A 22301-nucleotide genomic window follows, 5' to 3' on the forward strand; every position below is an offset into this window, starting at 1 on the left:
TATTGGACTAACGGACCTTCTGCTTTTTACGTGCCTTGGCTATTAGAACTCGTAGCCAACCTGCGCACGTACGCCAGCGTCACCAGTCGACGCGACCGACACCGCAGCGTTGACGAGCCACTTATTGTTCTGTGAGCGGTACGTAGCTCCTACTGCTGCGGCGCTGCCGCCCTTATAGGTCGCCCCACCCGCAGCGACGATTGTCTTGCCCGGGCCCGACGGCGTCATGTTCGGCATTGCCATCGCTGCTGCGATCCCTGCGTAGGCGTTCTTCGCGACGTCGTTGATCGCCTGGTTGGTCGCGTTGATACGCTGATCGGTGTAGTTGTTGGCCTGCTGAACGCCTTGTGCGACCGAGCTGTTCATCTGACCGACATTGACTGCATCCGTGTCCGCGGTACCCGCTGCGACGTTGGTGATCTGGCGTTCGTGACCCACTGAACCCACCGATACCGAGTTATCGCGATCCGTCACCGAGCCCTGACCCAACGCCACCGAGTTCGCATTGCCAGCCTGCGAGCCCGTGCCGATCGCCGTCGAGTTGACGCCGGTCGCCGCCGCATTGGTGCCCACTGCCACCGCGTTCTCCGCTGCGGCGCTGGCGTTTGCCCCGACCACCGTGCTGCCCGCACCGGTACCCGGCATCGCTGCATTGACCACTGCAGCATCGTCGCTGTTCGATGACGAAACATCCGGGGCATTGAGCGACGGGTTGCCCGGTTGGATGTTCGACATCTGGGAACCGAGATCCTTCACATGCCCGTTGAGATCCGTCACCTGGTCCTGCAACGCCGACAACTGGCCGAAGTTCACCGCGTCGTACTGGCTCGCGCCGTTCGCCACATTGGCCAGGATCACCGGACCTGCGCTCTGGCCACCACCCAGCGTCACGGAACCAAAGTTCACCGAGCCGTCGGCGTTACGGTCGTACTGCACCGCGCCCGACAGCTGCGTGCCGACATCGCCCACCTGGGTCTGCAGCTTCGTGATGTCCGTGGTGTTCTGCGTGACCCGGTCATCGAGGTTGGTGACGGCATCGCCCACGCTATCCACCGTCGTACCGCCCACGGTGTAAGTGGGCGCTTTGATGGAACCGTCGGCATTGACCGCAGCACCACCGCCTAGCGCGGCAGTCACGCCTTTAAGCTGCGACACAACGACTCCGTCCGAGTCTTGCGTGCCGGCCGCTACATTCGTGATCTGTCGCTTGGCCGTCGCACTGCCAACCGACACCGTATTTGCGCGGTCGGCGATCGAACCCGCACCCAGTGCCATCGAGTTTGTTGCGGATGCAGAGGCGCCTGCGCCGATTGCGGTGGAATTGGCCCCGCTGGCTGCTGCACCGCGACCAATTGCAGTCGCCTTGTCCGCCGTCGCCTTGGCGGTATCGCCCAATGCGACAGCGCCATCACCGGTTGCGGTCGCATTGGTGCCGAGAGCAGTAGCGCTATATGCAGTTGCCGACGCACCAGAATCCGCGGAAGCGTTAAGCCCAATAGCTATACTGCTGACATTTGTGCCACTAGTCTTAGCTCCTGTGCCAACTGCAATCGAAGTTGCTCCGTTGGCAACGCCACCGCCCGCGCTGTACTGTGCGTGTGCTACCGGCGCCCACGAGGCTGCGGCCACAACCCCAGTCGCCACAACAGCAGAAACCGTTGCCTTACTACGCTTGCCGCGCGCAACCGAATTCTCCGGTGCTGCCACCCACGAACCAAGGGCTTCATTCCAGACACTGATATATGACCTGTTCACGACATAAATCCTTTTAAGAGTTTAAAATTAAGTGATACGAACTATTTTCGAAGCACCGGTGCCATTTTTTTTTGTTCAATATCATCCGCAAAACAGAGGCGATAAGTTCCCGCAAGATCATGGCCGCAGTGAGAACCGGCGAGATTCTGCTGAGTCCATCGGGGGCCGGACTTTGGTAAGTCTCTGTAACCGAGTTCAGTTTATATTTTTGAGATTGAGCGGAAATAAGCCCGGTCCGAATCGTCGCCAGTGGGTATTTGGGCGCTCTGGTGCTTGAGACGGCAGCACAGCCTGTTATTGGTGAAAGCGTGGCAACGTCATAAATCCGGACAGGGCGACGAGTAGAAAGGGGCGCCGTATGTGTTTATCCAGTATCTGCAGTTCAGCGATGCCCGTCGTCAATACTTGTGGTGATGAGTGCAATTGGGCACCGCATGAGATTTAAGGCAACGCTTATGTGGACGCCTCCCGGATTGCAAGCGGTTTTATCACGTTGGCTGGTAGGTAAGGTCGCACGCTTATGTCCGGCCTGTTTGCGCAGGTCGTGATGCCTGCTGGCCTCTATGGAATGCGCTGGCGGGGTCCTCATCTGATCATCGAACACAAAGGTTCATATGCCTTATCGGGTTATCCCTGCCCCGGTCCAACCTGTTAGCCAATGTGGGTCTATCGCTTGCGCACCTCGATGAAGGAAGTAGGTTAATTCACTGGTTGTGGCATCAGTTCGTCAGTCCGGCCGCTTGAATGGGTTGATATCTGTCGGTGTGCGCCAGGACGGCCCAGATAGTTCTGGCTAGCTTGTTCGCTACCGCCGCGACGGCGACATTGAAGGGTCGGCGGCTGAGCAGTGCGTCGACCCAGTCGCTATGCTTACCCCGGAGGACAACGGAGCGTGCCCCGTGCATGAGTAGGGTGCGTAGGTAGGTATCTCCGCGTTTGCTCAGGCCGAGTTGACGCACTCGGCCACCGGTCCCGATCTGGCGCGGCACCAAGCCGAGCCACGCGGCAAACTCACGTCCTGATTTGAAGTTGCGTGCATCGCCAATGGCGGCCGCCATGGCTGTGGCGGTGAGGAGACCGACACCCGGAATGTCGCTGAGTTTGCGGCAGTCCTCGTTGTTCCTGAAGGCTTGGGCGAGGCGGCGCTCCAGAACGGCGATCTCGCCGTCGATTGCCTGTACACGGGTCCACTGTTCACGAAGGCTGTCGACGAGCAAACCCGGAAGACGGTCGGCAACTCTGGCGAGACAGGCGGAGATGTTGTCGGCAAACGCGCGATATCCCTCGGGCAGCACTTCGCCGAATTCGTAGAGAAGGCCGCGCAGGGCGTTGGTCTGCATGATGCGAAACTTCATCAGTTGCGCCCGGAGCCGGTGCAGCGCGAGAATGGCCTGCTGCGCTTCGGTCTTAACGGCGACAAACCGCGCATCGGGCTGCTGAGCAGCTGTCCAGATCGCCCGCGCGTCGGCGGCGTCAGTCTTGTTACGCAGAACGAAGGGACGCACTGAGCGTGGGGCAATGAGCTTCACGTCGTGGCCGAGGCTCATCAGCTGTCTGGCCCAGCAGTGAGCGCTGCCACACGCTTCCATGACGACAAGCGAAGGCTCGCGCCTCGTGAAGAATTCGATGACCTGGTTGCGTTTGAGTTTTATGCGCTCAATCTCCCCGGTTTGAGCCATAACGGCATGCAATTGGAATACGTGCTTGGCTATGTCCATGCCGATTACGGTGGGTTTCATTTGAACCTCCTCAAGTGGCGAGCTGCAGGCAAACGCCGGAAGCTCTCACTGATGATGGCAGAAAGAGGCGGCGGTCGCCCGTGTCACATCGGACGGTAGGTGATCGCCGCCGGAGGGAGGCGTCCATCCCATCTGATTAAGTCCACCGATCCGGCACCTCAAGCGTTATAGAGCTCGGATTGAACGAAGAAGGCGAAACAGGATGAAGCAGCAGACGCTGGCGATGGCAGCCGATCAAGGAGCGGGTTTCGAGACCCGCCGCAGACGCACGCGGCGCGACGAGTTTCTCGACACGATGAATGCGATCGTGCCATGGGCGCAGCTGTGCGCGGTGATCGAGCCACATTATCCGAAGCGCGGCAATGGCCGCCCGCCGATTGGTCTGGAGCGCATGTTGCGCATTCACTTCATTCAGCACTGGTTCAATCTGGCGGACTTTGCCTGCGAAGAGGCGCTTTACGATAGTGCCAGCCTGCGTCGTTTTGCAGGAATTGATCTGGGCTGCGAGGCGGTACCAGACGCCACCACGCTGCTCAAATTTCGTCGTCTTCTCGAAACCCACAAACTGTGGCGAGCAATTGTTTGCCGAAGTCGGCCGGGTGCTGCAGGCCAGCGGCATGAAGCTCAAAAGCGGCACCATCGTGGACGCGACGATCATCGGCGCGCCGAGCTCGACGAAGAATGAGCAGAAGGCGCGCGACCCCGAGATGCATCAGACCCGCAAGGGCAAGCAATGGTACTTCGGTGCCAAGCTGCACATCGGTGTGGACAGCCAGAGCGGCCTGGCGCACAGCGCGGTGCTCACGCCGGCCAATGTGCATGACAAGCATCCACTGCCGCAATTGCTGCACGGGCAGGAGCGGCGCGTCTACGGCGACAGCGCCTATGCGAGCCAGAAGGAACTGATCCACAGCAAGGCGCCCAGGGCGCGCGACTTTACCAATCAGCGCACGCGCCGTGCGGGCGGCGAAGTTGACGAGGTGCAGCGTGGCAAGAACCGCAACAAGTCGAAGATCCGGGCCCGGGTCGAGCATGTCTTCGCGGTCGTGAAACGGCTGTGGGGATTTACCAAGGTGCGCTATCGCGGGTTGGCAAAGAACGCCAACCGGGCATTCGTCGCGCTCGCGCTGGCCAACGTCTATCTGTCGCGCAGGCAACTGATGGCACCGGTACGCCCATAGTGGGCGAAAGGCGGGCAACGCGCTCGCCCACAGGGCCCGCGAGGGCCGAAAAGCAATAGCGCAAGCTCGGCTTCATGACTTGACGACGTTCAATTGCTGACGCGCTGCCAAATTCGCGGCTTGTTCAGCGTAGCCTTAAGCCCGCTCGCGCGTTGCACACGCTCGCGCAAGCCGAACCCGCGTCCGGTCTTCCACGCATGGCGACGCGAAGCGCATCGCTTACAATCGCCGCCATGAATACCTCGACTTCTCCCTCTCTCCCGATTCCCCCCGGCCATAGCACCGCGCCGACGCTGCCGCGCATCGCGGTGCTCGCGACCGGCGGCACGATCGCCGGCGCGGCCCCGGATGCCGCCAATACGTCTGGCTATCAGGCGGGCGTCGTCGGCGTCGATCAGCTGCTCGCGGCGGTGCCGGCGTTGTCTACGGTCGCGCGAATCGCGCCCGAGCAGATCGCCAGCGTCGACACCAAGGACATGTCGCTGCCGCTGTGGACCACACTCGCGCAACGCATCAACGCGCTGCTCGCGACGGACGACGTCGACGGCCTGGTGGTCACGCACGGTACCGATACGCTCGAAGAAACCGCCTATCTGCTGCATCTGACCGTCAAGTCGGACAAGCCGGTCGTGCTGACCGCGGCGATGCGCCCAGCGTCGGCGCTGTCCGCCGACGGTCCGCTGAACCTGCTAAACGCGGTGACGGTCGCCGCGCACGCGGCGGCACGCGGGCAGGGCGTGCTGGTCGCGTTTAACAACCGGATTCATAGCGCGCGCGACATTGTGAAAACGAGCACCTATGCAGTCGATGCTTTCCAGTCGCCTGAGATTGGCGCGCTCGGCTGGGTGCAGGATGGCCGCGTCGAGTTCCAGCGCGGCGTGGTGCGCGCGCATACGGTCGCGAGCGAATTCGCAATCGATGCGGCGTGGCCGCAGGTGGAGATCGTCACGAGCTATGCGGGCGTGTCGCGGATCGCCATCGATGCGCTGGTCGCCGCGGATGTGCGCGGCATCGTCGTGGCGGGAACGGGCAATGGCTCGATCCACCAGTCGTTGCAGCAGGCACTGGCGGATGCCGCGTTGCGCGGCGTGGCGGTGGTGCGCTCGTCGCGCGTGGGTTCGGGGCATGTGATGCGCAACGGCGCGGCGGCCGACGATGCGCTCGGTTTCGTCAGCGCCGGTTCGCTGAATCCGTACAAGGCGAGGGTGTTGCTGATGCTGGCGCTGGCCGCGGGCCACACTGCGCCGGCGGCGTTGCAGAAGGTGTTCGATACGTATTGATTGGCGAATCCGACAGCCGGACACCCGACGACGACGTCTGACCGACCAAGGCTTCCCCGTCACCGACGGGTGCCGCTGCGGACCCCACTTGCCGCTCTCAGCCCAGAGCGGCGCGATTTGCCCGTTACGCCGCGCCGGCAACCCAAGCTGCCGTGCAACGAACGGGCGCCCCACCTGTGTTCACCGCGACGTCGCCGATGCCGAAGCGGCAACCGGCGGAATCAACGGCGAGCTGAACTGAAGAGGAAGCACGAAGACCTCAAGCCGCCTTCGCTTCCTCGCTATCCGGCGCCTGCGCGACCTCATGATTCGCCATGATTTCGAGCGCGCGCACCATCGCCGAGTGATCCCACGCCTTGCCGCCGTTCGCGGCGCAGACGCTGAACAGTTGCTGCGCGCTCGCGGTATGCGGCAGCGCGATGCCGAGCTTACGCGCGCCATCGAGCGCGAGATTCAGGTCCTTCTGATGCAGCTCGATGCGAAAGCCCGGATTGAACGTGCGCTTCGTCATGCGCTCGCCATGCACTTCGAGAATCCGCGACGACGCGAAGCCGCCCATCAGCGCGCGCCGCACCCGCTCTGGGTCGGCGCCCGAGCGCGACGCGAACAGCAGCGCTTCCGCGACCGCTTCGATGTTCAGCGCGACGATGATCTGGTTCGCGACCTTGCAGGTCTGACCCGCGCCGTTGTCGCCGATCAGCGAGATGTTCTTGCCCATCAGCTCGAACAACGGCTTGGCCAGCGCAAAGGCTTTCTCGGGACCGCCGACCATGATCGTCAGCGACGCATCCCGCGCGCCGATTTCGCCGCCGGACACCGGCGCATCGAGATAGTCGACGCCGAGCGCGTTGATCTTCTTCGCGAACGCCTGGGTGTCGAGCGGCGAGATCGAGCTCATGTCGATGACGAGCTTGCCTTTGGCGAGGCCGGCGGCGACGCCGTCGTCGGCGAACAGCACGTTGGCGACGTCCGGCGTGTCCGGCACCATGATGATGACGATGTCGGCGGCCTGCGCGACCGCGGTCGAACTGGCGACCACGCTCGTGCTCTTCGCGATGTCGTCCGGTACCGGATACGCGCCGTTCACGAACAGCGCGTGACCGCCCTTGATGAGGTTGCGCGCCATGTGCGCGCCCATGATGCCGAGTCCGATGAAGCCGATCTTTGCCATGTGTGTGAATCTCCAGGGTTATAGGGGGCGTGCGTTGAGGCTTCAGGGTTCCGTCAGGAACCCCAAGGCGCCTCAAGCCGCCGCATGCGCCGCGCCGCGCGCCTGACCTGCCACGCTTTGCACCCAGCCGAGGCCGGCATCGGTCGTCGTGCGCGGCTTGTATTCGCAACCGACGTAGCCGTCGAAGCCGAGCGAGTCGAGCAGCGCGAACAGATACGGATAGTTGATCTCGCCGGTGCCCGGTTCGTGCCGCCCAGGGTTGTCCGCGAGCTGGATATGCGCGATCTGCGCGAGGTTCTTTTCGATCGTCGCCGCGAGTTCGCCTTCCATCCGCTGCATGTGATAGATGTCGTATTGCAGGAACAGATTGTCCGAGCCGACCTCGCGAATCACGTCGAGTCCATCGCGCGAACGGTTCAGCGCGAAGCCCGGAATGTCGTACGAGTTGCATGGCTCGACGAGCAGCCGGATGCCGGCCTTCTTGAGCTCGCTCGCGGCAAAGCGCAGGTTGTCGACGATCGTTGCGCGGGCGGTGTCGGCGTCGACGTTCGCGCCCGCAATGCCAGCGAGGCAGTTCAGTTGCGGCACCTTCAAGGCGCTTGCGTATTCGATCGCGCGGCCCACGCCTTCCTGAAACTCGGCGACCCGATCGGGCAGGCACGCGATGCCGCGTTCGCCGGCTTCCCAGTTGCCGGCCGGCAGGTTGTGCAGCACCAGCTTGAGGCGGTTCTGTTGCAGACGTGCGCTCAATTCGGCGATCGAATACGGATAGGGAAACAGGAATTCGACGGCATGAAAGCCGGCGTTGGCCGCCGCCGCGAAACGGTCGAGGAACGGCACTTCGTTGAACAGCATCGTCAGGTTCGCTGCGAATTTAGGCATGGTGCTTTTGTCTCTCAGGTCGGTCAGGGAGTGGCGCGCTGGTCGTGATGAGGGGAGGGCGCGGAGCATGAGCTCGGCCCTCGCGCATCGAGCGCGCTGAATGCTGCGAATACCGCGAAGACGCAACGCTCAATCGAGCAGGCTGATCGCCGTCGGCGCGTCCTCGCGCTTTTCCGCGAGTTCCTCGAACTCGTTGATCGCGTCGATCTCGGTGCCCATCGAGATGTTGGTCACGCGTTCGAGAATCACTTCGACGATCACCGGCACGTTGAACTCGGCCAGCATCGACTGCGCTTTTTGCAGCGCCGGCTTCAACTCTTCCGGCTTGAACACGCGAATCGCCTTGCAGCCGAGACCTTCGGCGACGGCGACGTGATCGACGCCATAGCCGTTCGTCTCCGGCGAGTTGATGTTCTCGAAGCCGAGCTGCACGCAGTAGTCCATCTCGAACGCGCGCTGTGCCTGGCGAATCAGCCCGAGGTACGAGTTGTTCACGACGACATGCACGTACGGCAGCTTGAATTGCGCGCCGGCCGCGAGCTCCTCGATCATGAACTGGAAGTCGTAGTCGCCGGACAGCGCGACGATCGGCCGTTGCGGGTCGGCCGCGCGCACGCCGAGCGCCGCCGGAATCGTCCAGCCGAGCGGGCCGGCCTGGCCGCAGTTGATCCAGTTGCGCGCCTTGTACACGTGCAGGAATTGCGCGGCGGCGATCTGCGACAGGCCGATCGTGCTCACGTAGCACGTGTCGCGGCCGAACACCTGGTTCATCTCTTCGTAGACGCGCTGCGGCTTCATCGGCACGTTGTCGAAGTGCGTCTTGCGCAGCATCGTGCGCTTGCGTTGCTGGCAATCGGCAACCCACGCGGCGCGATCCTTCAGCTTGCCCGCGGCCTTCCATTCGCTGGCGACTTCGACGAACAGTTCGAGCGCGGCCTTCGCGTCCGACACGATGCCGAGATCCGGGCCGAACACGCGGCCGATCTGCGTCGGTTCGATATCGACGTGCACGAACTTGCGCCCCTTCGTATAGACATCGACGCTGCCGGTGTGACGGTTGGCCCAGCGGTTGCCGATGCCGAGCACGAAGTCGGACGCGAGCATCGTCGCGTTGCCATAGCGATGCGAGGTCTGCAGACCAACCATGCCGGCCATCAGCGGATGGTCGTCGGCAATCGCGCCCCACGACATCAACGTTGGGATCACCGGCACGCCGAGCGTTTCGGCGAACTTCACGAGCAGGTCTTCGGCTACGGCGTTCAGCACGCCGCCGCCCGACACGATCAACGGCTTGTCGGCATCGTTGAGCAGCGTCAGCGCTGCCTCGATCTGCTTGCGGGTCGCCTTCGGCTTGTAGACCGGCAGCGGCTCGTACGTGTCGATGTCGAATTCGATTTCGGCGAGCTGCACGTCGATCGGCAGATCGACCAGCACCGGGCCCGGGCGGCCCGAGCGCATCAGATGGAACGCCTGCTGGAACACACGCGGCACCAGCGCCGGCTCGCGCACGGTCACGGCCCACTTGGTGACGGGCTTGGCGATCGATTCGATATCGACGGCCTGGAAGTCTTCCTTGTACAGACGCGCGCGCGGCGCCTGGCCTGTGATAGCCAGAATAGGAATCGAGTCGGCCTGCGCGGAGTACAGACCGGTGATCATGTCGGTGCCCGCGGGGCCCGAGGTGCCGATGCACATGCCGATGTTGCCCGGCTGCGCGCGGGTGTAGCCCTCGGCCATGTGCGATGCGCCCTCCACATGACGCGCGAGCACGTGGCTGATGCCGCCGGCTTTGCGCATCGCCGAGTAGAACGGGTTGATCGCGGCACCCGGCACGCCGAACGCGGTATCGATGCCTTCTTTTTCGAGCACCAGAACGGCGGCGTCGACGGCTCTCATTTTGGCCATGAATGTCTCCTCAAGGTCGGGAATTACGTCGGTTGAGGGACACTGTAGGCCTGCGCCAAAGGTTTGATAAGATCAGTCCGGGTCGCTTATTCCGAAACAAAAAGTATGGAATAACGTGAAGCCCGGCGCACGGCCAGCATCAGCCCGGCAAGAGACAGGTGGGAGACGAACATGGACCGCTTCAAACAGATCGAAACCTTCGTGCGGGTCGCCGATGCGGGCAGTCTCGCGGCGGCGGCGCTTGAGGAAGGCGTGTCGCCGGTGATTCTCGGGCGGCGCATCGATGCGCTCGAGAAGCGCCTCGGCGTGAAGCTGATGTATCGCACGACACGGCGGCTCGTCGTCAGCGAGGACGGCGCCGCGTTTCTCGAACGCTGCCGCGGGCTTCTCAGCGAATGGGATCAGGCGGAAAACGAACTGAGCGCCGGGCGCCGCGCGGTGAACGGCCATCTGATCGTGTCGGCGCCCGCCGCGTTCGGGCGTAAGCACGTCGCGCCGCTCGCGCCTGCATTTCTGCGCGACAAACCCGAGTTGCAGATGTCGTTCAATCTGACCGACCGGGTCGTCGATCTGGTGCGCGAGGGCTACGATCTGTCGATCCGCATCGGCGGCGCGGTCGATCCGAACTTCGTCGCGGTGAAGCTCGCGTCGAACCGGCGCGTGGTGTGCGGTACTCCCGACTATTTTCGCCGTCACGGCAAGCCGAAGACGCTCGAGGATCTGCCGGCCCACAACTGTCTGGCGTTCAATCTGCAAGGCGGGCAGAACCGCGGCTGGTATTTCCGCCGCAACGGCAAGCTCGCGACGGTGCGGGTGGGCGGCTCGCTCGACTGCAACGATGGCGAACTGCTGCATCGCTGGGTTTCGGAGGGGCTCGGACTCGGCTGGCGTTCGACGTGGGAAATCCAGCGGCAGCTCGCGCGCGGCGAGCTCGAAACCGTGCTCGACGAATATGCGCTGCCCGATTACGACATCCTTGCGGTCTATCCGCAGCAGCGCTTCGTGCCGGCGCGCGTGCGCTATTTCATCGACTATCTGAAAGACGTGTACGCGAGCGACGACTACTGGAACCGGCCATCGTACTAGCTGGCGAGCGGGGCGCGCAGGCGATCGCGGTCTTTCTTGCGAATGCTCGCCTGAGTCGGGAATAAACTCGGTCTATGGCCAGTTCTGCTGTGAAAGACACGTCGGGAACGACACCACGCGGGACGCGCAACAGCGACCCGCACGACGCAGCCGCCATGCCCTTGGAGGGGCCCACGTGGTCCAGACCGATTCAGACGCCGATGCCGATGCAGCGAAAAGCCGCCGCTTCCAGCAGCTGGCGTTGCCGCATCTCGACGCCGCGTACAACCTCGCGCGCTGGCTGTGCGGCAATCCGAACGATGCCGAGGACGTCGTGCAGGAAGCGTTCATGCGCGCGTTCCGCTTCTTCGATACGTTTCGCGGCGACTCCGCGCGGCCGTGGCTGCTCGCGATCGTGCGCCGCACCTGGTACACGGAATGGCGGCGGCGCGCGCCGTCGCACGACATGCTCGAATTCGACGAAACGATGGACGACGCGACCCTCGACGGCTGGAGCGCGGGCGGCGACGATCCCCAGACGCTGCTGATCCGTGACGAGGATGCACGCCAGGTACACGACGCGTTGGCGCGTTTGCCGGTTGAGTATCGCGAGGTGCTGATCTTGCGCGAGCTCGAGGAGATGGGATATCGGGAGATCGCGGTGGTGGCGGATGTGCCGATCGGTACGGTGATGTCGCGGCTCGCGCGTGGGCGGCGCAAGCTGGCGGAGGTGTTGATGGCGCAGCAGCGAGGCGGGGGGGAGTCGGTTGGCGGGGGGCACAAAGGCGGGCAGGGTGACCGGCGCGGGTCGACGCAAGCGCCGCTGGAGCAGGGGGCGCAGTCCGGGCGAGTCGTGCAGTCGGCGGCAGTCGCGCCCTCGGGGTCGTCCACGCCCTGCGCGCCGTCCGACCGGCCACCGCGAAGTTCCGGCGACGGCCGCGCGGCATCATCGGCGGTCGTGCCCGCCACCGCAACAGTGACGCAACTCCGGGCGTTTGCCGACGGCCGGCCCCTCAACATTCCCGGCGCTGCCGCCGACCCCGCTCAGGAGACGCCGGATGGACTGTAACGAAGCTCGGCCGCTCCTCGAGGCGAATGCCGATCACGAACTGCCGGCACCCGATGCGCGCCGGGTCCAGCAGCATATCGAGAGCTGCGACGACTGCCGGCGCGCGAGCGACAACCTGCGCGCGCTGAGCGGCGCGCTGCGCGCGGCGCCGTATCATCGGGCGCCGCAGTCGTTGCGGGCGCGGATCGTGGCGGGCTTGCCCGGCGCGGTCGAGGGAGGAACTGCGGGGTTGGCCACGACGGCGGCGCCTGAAGATGCAGAGGAGGAGTCTGCCGGCAGCGCTAGCGCCGGGATGACCGACATGGCGACGTACGAACCTCAGCGTCAGCGTCGTTCGGCACGGCGGCCCGCGTGGCTCGACCGGTGGCTCAGTGGCTTCAGCGGTCCGGGTCGCTCGGGCGATTCACGCGGCCGGCTAATCGGCTTCAACGGACCGCATGCCGCCGGCGGCGCCAACCGCGTGGTCGCGCGCGGCGGTCTCGCGGTGCTCGTGATCGCGCTGTGTGTGGCCACCGCTGTCCTGACGCTGACGCTGCGCCGTCCCGCCGAATTCACGCCATTCACCGACGAACTCATCGAAAGCCATGTGCGCGCGCAGGTTTCCGGCCGCGACATCGACGTAATTTCGACCGACCGTCACACGGTCAAGCCATGGTTCAACGGTCGGCTCGACTATTCGCCGCCGGTCGAGGACCTCGCGGCGGCCGGCTTCGCGCTGGAGGGGGGCCGGCTCGACTACCTCGCGCACCAGCGGGTCGCAGTGCTCGTGTACCGCTACGGCAAGCACGTGATCGACGTGTATGTGTTTCCGCAGTCCACGACGCGTGGCATTGACGGCGCGGCGCCGGCATCGCTCGCCCACGACGGCTATTCGATCGCGCACTGGGACGCGGCGGGCATGACCTGGTGGGCGATCTCGGACGCCGCACCCGATGCGCTCAAGGGACTCGAAGCGGCGCTCAGAGCGCGTTTGCAGAGCGGCAGCCAGCGCACGGAAGCGGGTTGAGGGGCAAGGACGGCCCGACTTCCGCGACCCACCACCCTAAGCTCTTGAAAACACATCCGATTCCGCCGCCGAATCGGCGGAATTCCTTGCAACCCGTCCCCATTCGGGTTACACTCTTCGGCTTCTCACTTGCCGCACCGGTTCCGACGCCCGGGCGGCTTCTATCCAAAAGTCAGCACAAGGAGTGTGTAATGCGTCATTACGAAATCGTCTTTATCGTGCATCCCGATCAAAGCGAGCAGGTGCCCGCCATGATCGAGCGTTACAAGAGCACGATCACGTCGCACGGTGGTCAGATCCACCGAGTCGAAGACTGGGGCCGTCGCCAACTGGCCTACATGATCGAGAAACTCGCGAAGGCTCACTACGTCTGCATGAACATCGAGTGCGACCAGACCACGCTCGACGAGCTGGAACACGCGTTCAAGTTCAACGACGCCGTTCTGCGTCACCTCATCGTCAAGATGAAGAAGGCCGAAACCGGCCCGTCGCCGATGATGAAGGAAGTGCAGCGCGAAGAAGCCAAGAAGTCGGCAGCAGCTCAGCCGACCGAAGCGCAGGCTTAAGACTCATTATTTAAGCTGCCAGACACGCAGCGTCGCTTCGCTCACGTACACGAAGACATAAACAGGTACATGAACCGGCTGCAACTTACGGCGAGCGTCGTCGAACGCGAACCGGTGCGGTACACCCCCGCCGGCGTTCCGATTGCCAACTGCACGTTGCACCACCGCACGGAAGTCGTCGAGGCGGGCATTGCCCGTCAGGTCGAACTGACCATGCAGGCGGTCGCCGCGGGCGAAGCGAGCGGTAAGCTCGAAAACTGTCAGATGGGCGTCGAAACGCTCTTCACAGGTTTTCTGGCTAAAAAGCACCGTAACGCGCGAACTCTGGTATTTCACATCACAGCATTGCAGGACATTGGAAAGGACTAATCATGCCCCGCCCGACTGGTAAGAAATTCGACAAGCGTCGTCAGCAACAGAACCCGCTCTTCAAGCGCAAGAAGTTCTGCCGTTTCACGGCTGCTGGCGTCGAGTACATCGACTACAAAGACATCGAAACGCTGAAGGACTTCATCGGCGAGAACGGCAAGATCACGCCGGCACGTCTCACGGGTACCAAGGCGCATTATCAACGCCAGCTGGATACGGCTATCAAGCGCGCACGTTTCCTCGCGCTGGTGCCGTACACCGACCAGCACAAGGCCTAACCCGACGACGCGATAAGGAGCATCCGAATGCAAATCATTCTTCTGGAAAAAGTCGTCAATCTGGGTAACCTCGGCGACATCGTGAAGGTCAAGGACGGTTACGCACGTAACTTCCTGATCCCGAACAAGAAAGCTCGCCGTGCAACGAAGGAAGCCCTCGCTGAATTCGAAGTGCGCCGCGCAGAACTCGAAAAGCACGCCGCTGAAAAGCTGGCAGCCGCTCAGGCTCAAGGCGAAAAGCTGGCAGGCCAGACCGTTCAGGTCAATCAGAAGGCTGGCGTCGACGGCCGTCTGTTCGGCTCGGTGACGAACGCCGACATCGCCGAAGCGCTCGGCAAGCAAGGCTTCGCAGTGGAAAAGGCGCAAGTGCGTCTGCCGGAAGGCCCGCTGAAGATGGTTGGCGAGCACCCGGTTCAGGTTTCGCTGCACACCGACGTTCTCGTCGATGTGACGGTGGCCGTGATCGGCGAGCACGTCTAAGCCGACCGCATCAAGCATCAGGCAGGATCAGCCAGCGTATTGCTGGTGAAGAGCAGGGGCCGGGAAACCGGCCCCTGCTTTTTTTGTGCCCGACTATCTCTCGTATATCCCCGTATTTGCGTTTTTTCCGCTCGCAGCCGTCGCCGGATTGCCCGATAATTCCTCCCCATGAACGCACCGTCCAAAGATCCCCAACTCGAGTCGCTGAAAGTCCCGCCGCATTCGATCGAAGCCGAGCAATCGGTGCTGGGCGGCCTGCTGCTCGATAACGCGGCCTGGGACCGCATCGCCGACTTTCTCGCGCAAAGCGACTTCTACCGCTACGACCACCGCATCATCTTCGAGCACATCGGCAAGCTGATTGCGGCCACGCGGCCGGCCGACGTGGTCACCGTCTACGAAGCGCTCGGCACTTCGGGCAAGGCGGAAGAGGTCGGCGGCCTCGCTTACCTGAACGCGCTCGCGCAGAACACGCCGAGCGCGGCCAACATCCGCCGCTATGCGGAAATCGTGCGCGACCGCGCGGTGCTGCGCCGGCTCGTGTCGGTCGCCGATGAAATCTCCGCCGACGCGTTCAACCCGCAAGGCAAGGAAGTCCGGCAATTGCTGGACGAAGCGGAATCGAAGGTGTTCTCGATCGCCGAAGACGGCGCGCGCGGTACCCAGGGCTTTCTCGAGATCGGGCCGCTGCTGACCCAGGTGGTCGAGCGGATCGACACGCTCTATCACACCGCCAATCCGAGCGACGTGACCGGCACGCCGACCGGCTTCGTCGATCTGGATCGTATGACCTCGGGCATGCACGGCGGCGAGCTGATCATCGTCGCGGGCCGTCCGTCGATGGGTAAGACGGCGTTTTCGATGAACATCGGCGAATACGTCGCGGTCGAGTACGGACTACCCGTCGCGGTGTTCTCGATGGAAATGCCGGGCACGCAGCTCACGATGCGTATGCTGGGCTCGGTCGGCCGGCTCGATCAGCATCGCATGCGAACCGGGCGCCTGACCGACGAGGATTGGCCGAAGCTCACGCACGCGGTGCAGAAAATGAGCGAGGCACAGATCTTCATCGACGAAACCGGCGGTCTGAACCCGATGGAACTGCGCTCGCGCGCGCGCCGGCTATCGCGCCAGTGCGGCAAGCTCGGGCTGATCATCATCGACTATCTGCAGCTGATGAGCGGCTCGTCGTCGGGCGAAAACCGCGCGACCGAAATCTCGGAAATCTCGCGTTCGCTGAAGAGCCTCGCGAAGGAGCTCGACGTGCCGGTGATCGCGTTGTCGCAGCTGAACCGCGGTCTCGAGCAGCGGCCCAACAAGCGGCCAATCATGTCGGACCTGCGCGAATCGGGCGCTATCGAACAGGACGCCGACGTGATCCTGTTCATCTACCGCGACGAAGTGTACAACCCGGACAGCCCCGACAAGGGCACCGCGGAGATCATCATCGGCAAGCAGCGGAACGGTCCGATCGGTCCCGTTCGGCTCACTTTCCACGGCCAATACACGAAGTTCGACAACTTTGCGGGCGCGCAGAACTTCTACGGCGGCGAGTGACGCAAAGCGCCGTGGGCTGTTGTAACGGCGCTGTCGCGAGTGCGGCAATGATGGGCGGAACGGTACAATATGGCGGTTTTATGTCAGCCATAACGTGACCCATTTCCAGGATCCCAATGTTCGGTCGATTCATGCCCACCGAGGGCAAGTTCTTTGAAATCTTCAATTCGCACGCAACGTGCATCATCTCGGCAAGCCGCGAACTCGAGCTCCTGATCGACAATCTGCAGGACGCCGAAACCCACAAGCAGAACGTACAAAAGGCCGAGAAAGCGGCCGACAAGCTCACGCACGAAGCCATCGACCTGCTGCACAAGACCTTCATCACGCCGCTCGACCGCGACGAGATCCACAAGCTGATCACGACGATGGACGACATCCTCGACCTGATGGAGGACGTCGCCACCGCGATCTCGCTGTACGACGTGCAAGCGGTCACGTCGGAGGCGAGCCAGCTCGCGCATATCTGCACGGCGACCTGCGAGCGCGTGCAGTTCGCGGTCAGCCTGCTGTCGGACATGAAGCAGGCGAGCCAGATCCTGAAGGCCTGCGAGGACATCGACCGGCTCGAATCGGAAGCCGACCGCGTGCTGCGCGCGGCGATGTCGAAGCTGTTCCGCGAGGAAGACGACGTCAAGGTCCTGATCAAGCTCAAGGCGATCTACGAGCTGCTCGAAACGATCACGGACAAGTGTGAGGATGTGGCCAACATCATCGAAGGCATCGTGCTGGAAAACGCATAATGCAATCGATACAACTCGCTATCTGGGTCGTCACCGGCCTGGTTGCCATTGCTTTGGTGTTCGACTTCATGAACGGTTTTCACGACGCGGCGAATTCGATCGCCACGGTCGTGTCGACCGGCGTGCTGAAGCCACAGCAGGCGGTGGCGTTCGCGGCGGCGTTCAACGTCATCGCGTATTTCGTGTTTCACCTGAAGGTGGCCACGACCGTCGGCAAGGGTACGATCGACCCGGACATCGTCGACCACTATGTGATCTTCGGCGCGTTGGTCGGCGCGATCGCGTGGAACGTGATCACCTGGGTCTACGGCATTCCGTCCAGTTCGTCGCACGCGCTGATCGGCGGCCTCGTGGGTGCGGCGCTCGCGAAGTCGGGCTGGGGATCGCTGAACTGGGATGGCCTGATGAAGACCGTCGCGTTCATCTTCATTTCACCACTGCTCGGCTTCGTGCTCGGCTCGTTTTTCATGCTGCTGGTGTCGTGGCTGTACTTCCGCACGCCGCCGAGCAAGGTCGACCGTCGCTTCAGGCGTCTGCAATTGTTCTCCGCTGGCCTGTACAGCCTGGGTCACGGTGGCAACGACGCGCAGAAAACCATCGGCATCATCTGGATGCTGCTGATCGCCACCGGCTTCGCGTCGATGAAGGCGGACGCGCCGCCGCTGTGGGTGATCGGCGGCTGCTATCTGTCGATGGGTCTCGGTACGCTGTTCGGTGGCTGGCGCATCGTGCGCACGATGGGCCAGAAAATCACGAAATTGAAGCCGGTCGGCGGCTTCTGCGCGGAGGCGGGCGGAGCGATCACGCTCTTTACCGCCTCGGCGCTCGGCATTCCCGTCTCTACCACGCATACGATCACCGGCGCGATCGTCGGAGTCGGCGCGACGCAGAAGCTGAGCGCGGTGCGCTGGGGTGTCGCCGGCAACATCGTCTGGGCCTGGATGCTGACGATCCCGGCTTCCGCGGTGCTGTCCGGCGGGGCCTGGTGGCTGGGCCACCACTTCCTGTGATCACCATGCGACGCAGGCCTGCGCTGCCGGGTTCGGCTGAGTTTGGCTGAACAGCACGCGCGGGCTTCGGCTACATGCCGCCCATGGCATCGCACCGGTGTCCCTACGCAGTTCGACTAAAAAGCGCGTGGCACGACGCGTTCAGATCAGCGGCGCATTCGCACCATCCATCGGAATGATCGCGCCCGTCACATAGCTCGCGCGGCGGCTCGCGAGGAACAGCGCCACGTCGGCGATTTCCTCCGGCTTTGCATAGCGCCCGAGCGGCATCCGGGCCTGGCCGCGCGCCAGCGCTTCGTCATTGCCGATGCCTTGCTGCGCCGCTTCCAGCCTGACCGCTTCCTCGACGCGCTCGGTCAGCGTCGAGCCCGGATTGATCGCGTTGATGCGGATGCCATAGCGCGCGTAGTAGTGCGCGAGGCCGACGGTCGCGAGCATCAGCGCCGCGTTGGCCGCGCCGCTTGCGATATGGATGTCGCTCGCGACCTTGCCGCCCATGCCGATGATATTGACGATCGTGCCCGGCTCGGCACCGCCGTTGGCTTTCGCGCGCTCGGCCATACGGCGCAGCACTTCCTGCTGCGGATAGATATACGGGAAATACTTCGCTTCCATCGTCGCGCGGAATGCGTCGGCATCGAGCGTCTCGGGGTCGTACCGGCGCGCGGCGCCGGCACTGTTGATCAGCACGTCGATCGGGCCCACGGCGGTGCTGACTTCCTCGACGATATCGGCGGCGCTGTGCGCTTCGTGCAGGTCGGCGCGCGTGCGGTGCACGTGGAAACCTTCCTGTTTCAGCTGTTCGTAGGCGCGCGCAAGGTTGGCGGGGTCGCGCGACACGATCGCGACCTTCGCGCCTTCCTGTGCGAAGGCGCGCGCGCACGCGAAACCGATGCCTTTGCTGCCGCCGGTGATGAGCACCACCTTATTTCTGAGCCCGAGTTCCATGGTCGTTACCCGCCGTCGAAAGAATATCGATGACGATAGCAGATCACGGCGTCAGAAGTTGCCGTTCGCGAAACCGGCGATCGGGTCGTCGCTGCTTTGCGTGGGTGCGGGCACGCCGTGGGAAGCCGTCGACGCGCGCATGAGCTGCACGGATCCAGTGCCGTCGGTCTGCTGCATCTGCCGCGCCTGGCGTTCAGCGATGGAGGCGGGTGGCGGCGGTTCGAATGCATCGGCGGCGGCGTCGATCGGGTCGGGTGAAGGTTGGGCAAGGGTGCGGGCGGTCGTCGCGGACTGCATCGGTTGAGCGGGCGAACGAGCGCCGCTTTCATACGTGCTCGCCTGAGCCGCGGGGACCATCGTCGCTGCCACGGCGCCCGCTGAGCGTGCCTGCAGCTGCGCGGTGCCGAGGCCCGACGGCGGCGGCTCGAATTGATCGGCTTGCACGACGGGCGTGCCGCCGCCTGCACGGGTCGCCGGCGTCGCGCTCGCGACCGGCCGGGCCGTTGCCATCGACGACGCGCTGGACAGCGCCGTCGGGCCCGCGTAGGTCGACGCTGCCGGAACTGCCACGGTTGTTGCCGTGCCCGTCGCCGCGACCGCAGCACCTCGCTCGGTTTGCGGCGCCGCAGCCTGATAGCTCGGCGTATCGAACGGCGCCGGCGTTGCCGCCGGTCCCGCCATCCGGCGGATGCCGTCGAAGCGCTTCGCCCAGTAGGGATTGGTCAGATAGTCGAGCCGCACGGTGCCGCCCGTCGATGGCGCGTTGACGAAGCGCAGCTTGCCCACATAGATGCCGACGTGCGAATGCGCGCGCCCCGTCGTGTTGAAAAAGATCAGATCGCCTGGCGCGATTTCGTCCGGTTCGATCGACTCGCCGCGCCCGCTCATCTCGGCCGTCGTGCGCGGCAGGTTCACCGACGCCGCACGCAGCACGACGTACCGCACGAGACCGCTGCAATCGAAGCCGCTGTCGGGCGTATTGCCGCCCCAACGGTAGGGCACGCCGACGAGACTCATCGCCTGAATGGAGATTTCCTCGCGGCCGATGCTGTGATCGACGAAGTGGGGAAAGCCGGGCGGCGGCGCGCGATAGGCGCCGTTCGCGACGACGCTGCCGCCTGACCCGCGCGACGTCTTCTGCGGCGCGCCGGCACAGGCGGCGAGCAGCAGGACGGGCAGCAGCGATAAGGCGAGTCGGCGCATGAAGACGGCACGGGCGGTAAGCGCCCATTTACTCACTGACGATGTCGGGATGGTAGCCGCCCAACAAGGCTGCGGCAAGAATTGTTGATAAATTACTTGAAGTTTGTGCGCTAAGTGTTGCCGGCGGGGAACGCCGGTGCAATAAAAAAGCCGCGTCCGGAACGAACCGGACGCGGCCTGCGATCAAACGCCGGAAAAAAACCGGCAAACCTCTAGAGAATCTCCGACGCGTAGTCAGCGAGGCGCGAGCGCTCGCCGCGCGCGAGCGTTACGTGTCCGCTGTGCGCCCAACCCTTGAAGCGATCGACCACATAGGTCAGGCCCGAACTGCCCTCGGTCAGGTAAGGCGTATCGATCTGCGCGATGTTGCCAAGGCAGATGATCTTCGTGCCCGGACCCGCGCGCGTGACGAGCGTCTTCATCTGCTTCGGCGTCAGGTTCTGCGCCTCGTCGATGATCAGATACTTGTCGACGAACGTGCGGCCGCGCATGAAGTTCATGCTCTTGATCTTCAGGCGCGAGCGGATCAGCTCCTGGGTGGCGGCGCGGCCCCATTCGCCGGCGGCGTCGTCGGTTTTCTGCAGCACTTCGAGGTTGTCGTCGAACGCACCCATCCACGGCTGCATCTTTTCCTCTTCCGTGCCCGGCAGAAAGCCGATGTCTTCGCCGACCGGCACGGTCGCGCGCGTCACGATGATCTCGTTGTAGCGCTTGTCGTCGAGCACCTGCGCGAGACCCGCCGCGAGTGCGACCAGCGTCTTGCCGGTGCCGGCCTGGCCGAGCAGCGTGACGAAGTCGATGTCCGGATTCATCAGCAGGTTCAGCGCGAAGTTCTGCTCGCGATTGCGCGCCGTGATGCCCCACACGTTGTTCTTGTGGTGGCCATAGTCACGCAGCGTTTGCAGCAGCGCGGTCTTGCCGTTCAGTTCGCGCACCAGCGCATGAAACGCGGGCTCGCCGTTCTGCGGCTCCAGATAAACGAACTCGTTGACCAGCATCGATGCGCACAGCGGACCCGTCACGCGGTAGTACGTTGTGCCGGTTTTCGTGTCCTGCCAGCTTTCCATGCCCTTCGCGTGCCTGGTCCAGAAGTCTTGCGGCAGCGCCCGGATGCCCGTGTACAGCAGGTCGCTGTCCTCGAGCACCTGGTCGTTGAAGTAGTCTTCGGCGGGCAGACCGAGCGCATGCGCCTTGATGCGCATGTTGATGTCTTTCGACACCAGCACGACCTGGCGATCCGCGCGATCGCGCTGCAGCGCGCGCACGACGCCGAGGATCTGGTTGTCGGCCTTGCCTTCGGGCAGACCTTCGACCGGCTCGATCGCGGTCAGCCGGGTCTGGAAGTACAGCCGCCCGGACGCCTCGCGGCTGCCCAGACGTGCGAGCGAAATGCCGTCGGCCATGTCGCCCGCGTTCGCGACGAGCGCGTCGAGCGTGCGGCTCACCTGACGCGCGTTACGCGCGACTTCCGACATTCCCTTCTTGTGGTTGTCGAGCTCTTCCAACGTCATCATCGGCAGATAGACGTCGTGCTCCTCGAAGCGGAACAGGCAGCTCGGATCGTGCATCAGCACGTTGGTGTCGAGCACGAAAAGCTTCTGCACCTCGGCTGGCGTGGCGCCCGTGCCACGTTTCTTGCGCGTGGCGGCAGGGCTCGCTGCGGCGGGCGCGGCGGCTGTTTCGTCCGTGCGCTGCTTCGCGGCAGGCGCGCGTGCGACGATCGGCTGCGCTTCGGCCGCGTCGGCTTCGAGCTGCGCTCGCGCGGACGGAACCGGCTGCAACAGCGCGGCGGTCTGCCTGGTCTTGCGGCCGCGCGCGGGCGCGGGTTGCGCGGCGGGCGGCGACTCGACGGCGGGCACGGGCCACAACGTGGTGGCGGCGTTGGCAGCGTGCGCCATCGGTGTGGCGACATTGACGCGGCCGTAATCGGCCGACTCTGCGGATTCCCCTTCACGCGCCTGTTTTTTCGCGGTGGAGCGCGCGGGCGTGACGGCTTTGGCCTTGTATTCGTCAGGCGACAAAAGATTGCCGAGCTTGTTGGGGGGAGTAGGCAAAGGCATGGTTTCCCTCGGAATGATCGGGTCACATATCGTG

20 protein-coding genes are annotated in these 22301 nt (G+C 63.8%); 12 read left to right on the forward strand and 8 right to left on the reverse strand.

What is annotated here, in order from left to right; genetic code table 11:
• Window positions 1–42: 42 nt before the first annotated feature.
• Both OKW29_RS24200 and OKW29_RS24205 read right to left on the reverse strand, forming a co-directional pair.
• Entirely contained in the window at window positions 43–1755 is a 1713-nt protein-coding gene (locus OKW29_RS24200; protein WP_429292896.1) for a YadA family autotransporter adhesin, read from the reverse strand.
• A 719-nt stretch (window positions 1756–2474) separates the two neighbouring features.
• On the reverse strand, window positions 2475–3494 hold the full coding sequence (locus tag OKW29_RS24205; protein WP_429292897.1) for an IS110 family transposase: 1020 nt from the start codon (window positions 3492–3494) through the stop codon (window positions 2475–2477).
• Between the two features lie 202 nt (window positions 3495–3696).
• On the opposite strand from OKW29_RS24205, the gene OKW29_RS24210 reads away from it, so the two are divergent.
• A protein-coding gene (locus OKW29_RS24210; RefSeq protein WP_429292898.1) for an IS5 family transposase occupies window positions 3697–4675 on the forward strand; the annotation gives its coding sequence in 2 pieces (ribosomal slippage) (window positions 3697–4062 and window positions 4064–4675; 978 coding nt in all).
• Window positions 4676–4908: 233 nt separating this feature from the next.
• Complete coding sequence (locus OKW29_RS24215; RefSeq protein ID WP_429292899.1) at window positions 4909–5955, forward strand: asparaginase; 1047 nt, start codon at window positions 4909–4911, stop codon at window positions 5953–5955.
• 259 nt (window positions 5956–6214) lie between these two features.
• Here the strand turns inward: OKW29_RS24215 and OKW29_RS24220 are convergent, their stop codons facing one another.
• The 3 genes from OKW29_RS24220 to gcl form a co-directional block, all read right to left on the reverse strand.
• Window positions 6215–7126, reverse strand: a complete 912-nt coding sequence (locus OKW29_RS24220; RefSeq protein WP_429292900.1) for a 2-hydroxy-3-oxopropionate reductase — start codon at window positions 7124–7126, stop codon at window positions 6215–6217.
• A gap of 72 nt (window positions 7127–7198) precedes the next feature.
• Entirely contained in the window at window positions 7199–8008 is an 810-nt protein-coding gene (gene otnI, locus OKW29_RS24225) for a 2-oxo-tetronate isomerase (RefSeq protein WP_429292901.1), read from the reverse strand.
• 129 nt (window positions 8009–8137) lie between these two features.
• Entirely contained in the window at window positions 8138–9913 is a 1776-nt protein-coding gene (gene gcl, locus OKW29_RS24230) for a glyoxylate carboligase (protein WP_429292902.1), read from the reverse strand.
• 171 nt (window positions 9914–10084) lie between these two features.
• Between gcl and OKW29_RS24235 the strand changes: the two genes are divergently transcribed.
• The 10 genes from OKW29_RS24235 (at window position 10085) to OKW29_RS24280 (ending at window position 18056) form a co-directional block, all read left to right on the forward strand.
• Window positions 10085–10999 (forward strand): substrate binding domain-containing protein, encoded by a 915-nt coding sequence (locus OKW29_RS24235; protein WP_184043936.1) that lies wholly within the window; start codon window positions 10085–10087, stop codon window positions 10997–10999.
• Window positions 11000–11174: 175 nt separating this feature from the next.
• Entirely contained in the window at window positions 11175–12047 is an 873-nt protein-coding gene (locus tag OKW29_RS24240; protein WP_429292903.1) for an RNA polymerase sigma factor, read from the forward strand.
• A complete protein-coding gene (locus OKW29_RS24245; protein WP_429292904.1) occupies window positions 12037–13053 on the forward strand; it encodes an anti-sigma factor family protein in 1017 nt (338 codons plus the stop codon). The genes OKW29_RS24240 and OKW29_RS24245 overlap by 11 nt, the downstream gene beginning before the upstream one ends.
• A gap of 191 nt (window positions 13054–13244) precedes the next feature.
• The gene (gene rpsF, locus OKW29_RS24250; protein ID WP_013089311.1) at window positions 13245–13619 is read left to right on the forward strand and encodes a 30S ribosomal protein S6; all 375 of its coding nucleotides are present in this window, start codon (window positions 13245–13247) and stop codon (window positions 13617–13619) included.
• Window positions 13620–13688: 69 nt separating this feature from the next.
• Window positions 13689–13988 (forward strand): primosomal replication protein N, encoded by a 300-nt coding sequence (gene priB / locus OKW29_RS24255; protein WP_429292905.1) that lies wholly within the window; start codon window positions 13689–13691, stop codon window positions 13986–13988.
• A 2-nt stretch (window positions 13989–13990) separates the two neighbouring features.
• Entirely contained in the window at window positions 13991–14266 is a 276-nt protein-coding gene (gene rpsR, locus OKW29_RS24260; protein WP_013588504.1) for a 30S ribosomal protein S18, read from the forward strand.
• A 27-nt stretch (window positions 14267–14293) separates the two neighbouring features.
• Window positions 14294–14746 (forward strand): 50S ribosomal protein L9, encoded by a 453-nt coding sequence (rplI, locus tag OKW29_RS24265; RefSeq protein ID WP_187618805.1) that lies wholly within the window; start codon window positions 14294–14296, stop codon window positions 14744–14746.
• 168 nt (window positions 14747–14914) lie between these two features.
• Entirely contained in the window at window positions 14915–16303 is a 1389-nt protein-coding gene (locus OKW29_RS24270) for a replicative DNA helicase (protein ID WP_184029116.1), read from the forward strand.
• Between the two features lie 116 nt (window positions 16304–16419).
• Entirely contained in the window at window positions 16420–17046 is a 627-nt protein-coding gene (locus OKW29_RS24275; protein WP_018418171.1) for a DUF47 domain-containing protein, read from the forward strand.
• Entirely contained in the window at window positions 17046–18056 is a 1011-nt protein-coding gene (locus tag OKW29_RS24280) for an inorganic phosphate transporter (protein ID WP_187628321.1), read from the forward strand. Before OKW29_RS24275 ends, OKW29_RS24280 begins: the two co-directional genes overlap by 1 nt.
• Window positions 18057–18197: 141 nt before the next feature.
• On the opposite strand, the gene OKW29_RS24285 is transcribed toward OKW29_RS24280, so the two are convergent.
• From OKW29_RS24285 to OKW29_RS24295, 3 genes are all read right to left on the reverse strand, one after another.
• On the reverse strand, window positions 18198–19004 hold the full coding sequence (locus OKW29_RS24285) for an SDR family oxidoreductase (protein ID WP_429292906.1): 807 nt from the start codon (window positions 19002–19004) through the stop codon (window positions 18198–18200).
• Window positions 19005–19055: 51 nt separating this feature from the next.
• Entirely contained in the window at window positions 19056–20207 is a 1152-nt protein-coding gene (locus OKW29_RS24290; protein ID WP_429292907.1) for an NlpC/P60 family protein, read from the reverse strand.
• Between the two features lie 212 nt (window positions 20208–20419).
• Window positions 20420–22267: a PhoH family protein gene (locus OKW29_RS24295; RefSeq protein ID WP_429292908.1), complete on the reverse strand. Its 1848-nt coding sequence runs from the start codon at window positions 22265–22267 to the stop codon at window positions 20420–20422.
• Between the last annotated feature and the right edge of the window lie 34 nt (window positions 22268–22301).

This window comes from Paraburkholderia sp. CI3 (assembly GCF_050436505.1).
GTDB lineage: Bacteria > Pseudomonadota > Gammaproteobacteria > Burkholderiales > Burkholderiaceae > Paraburkholderia > Paraburkholderia tuberum.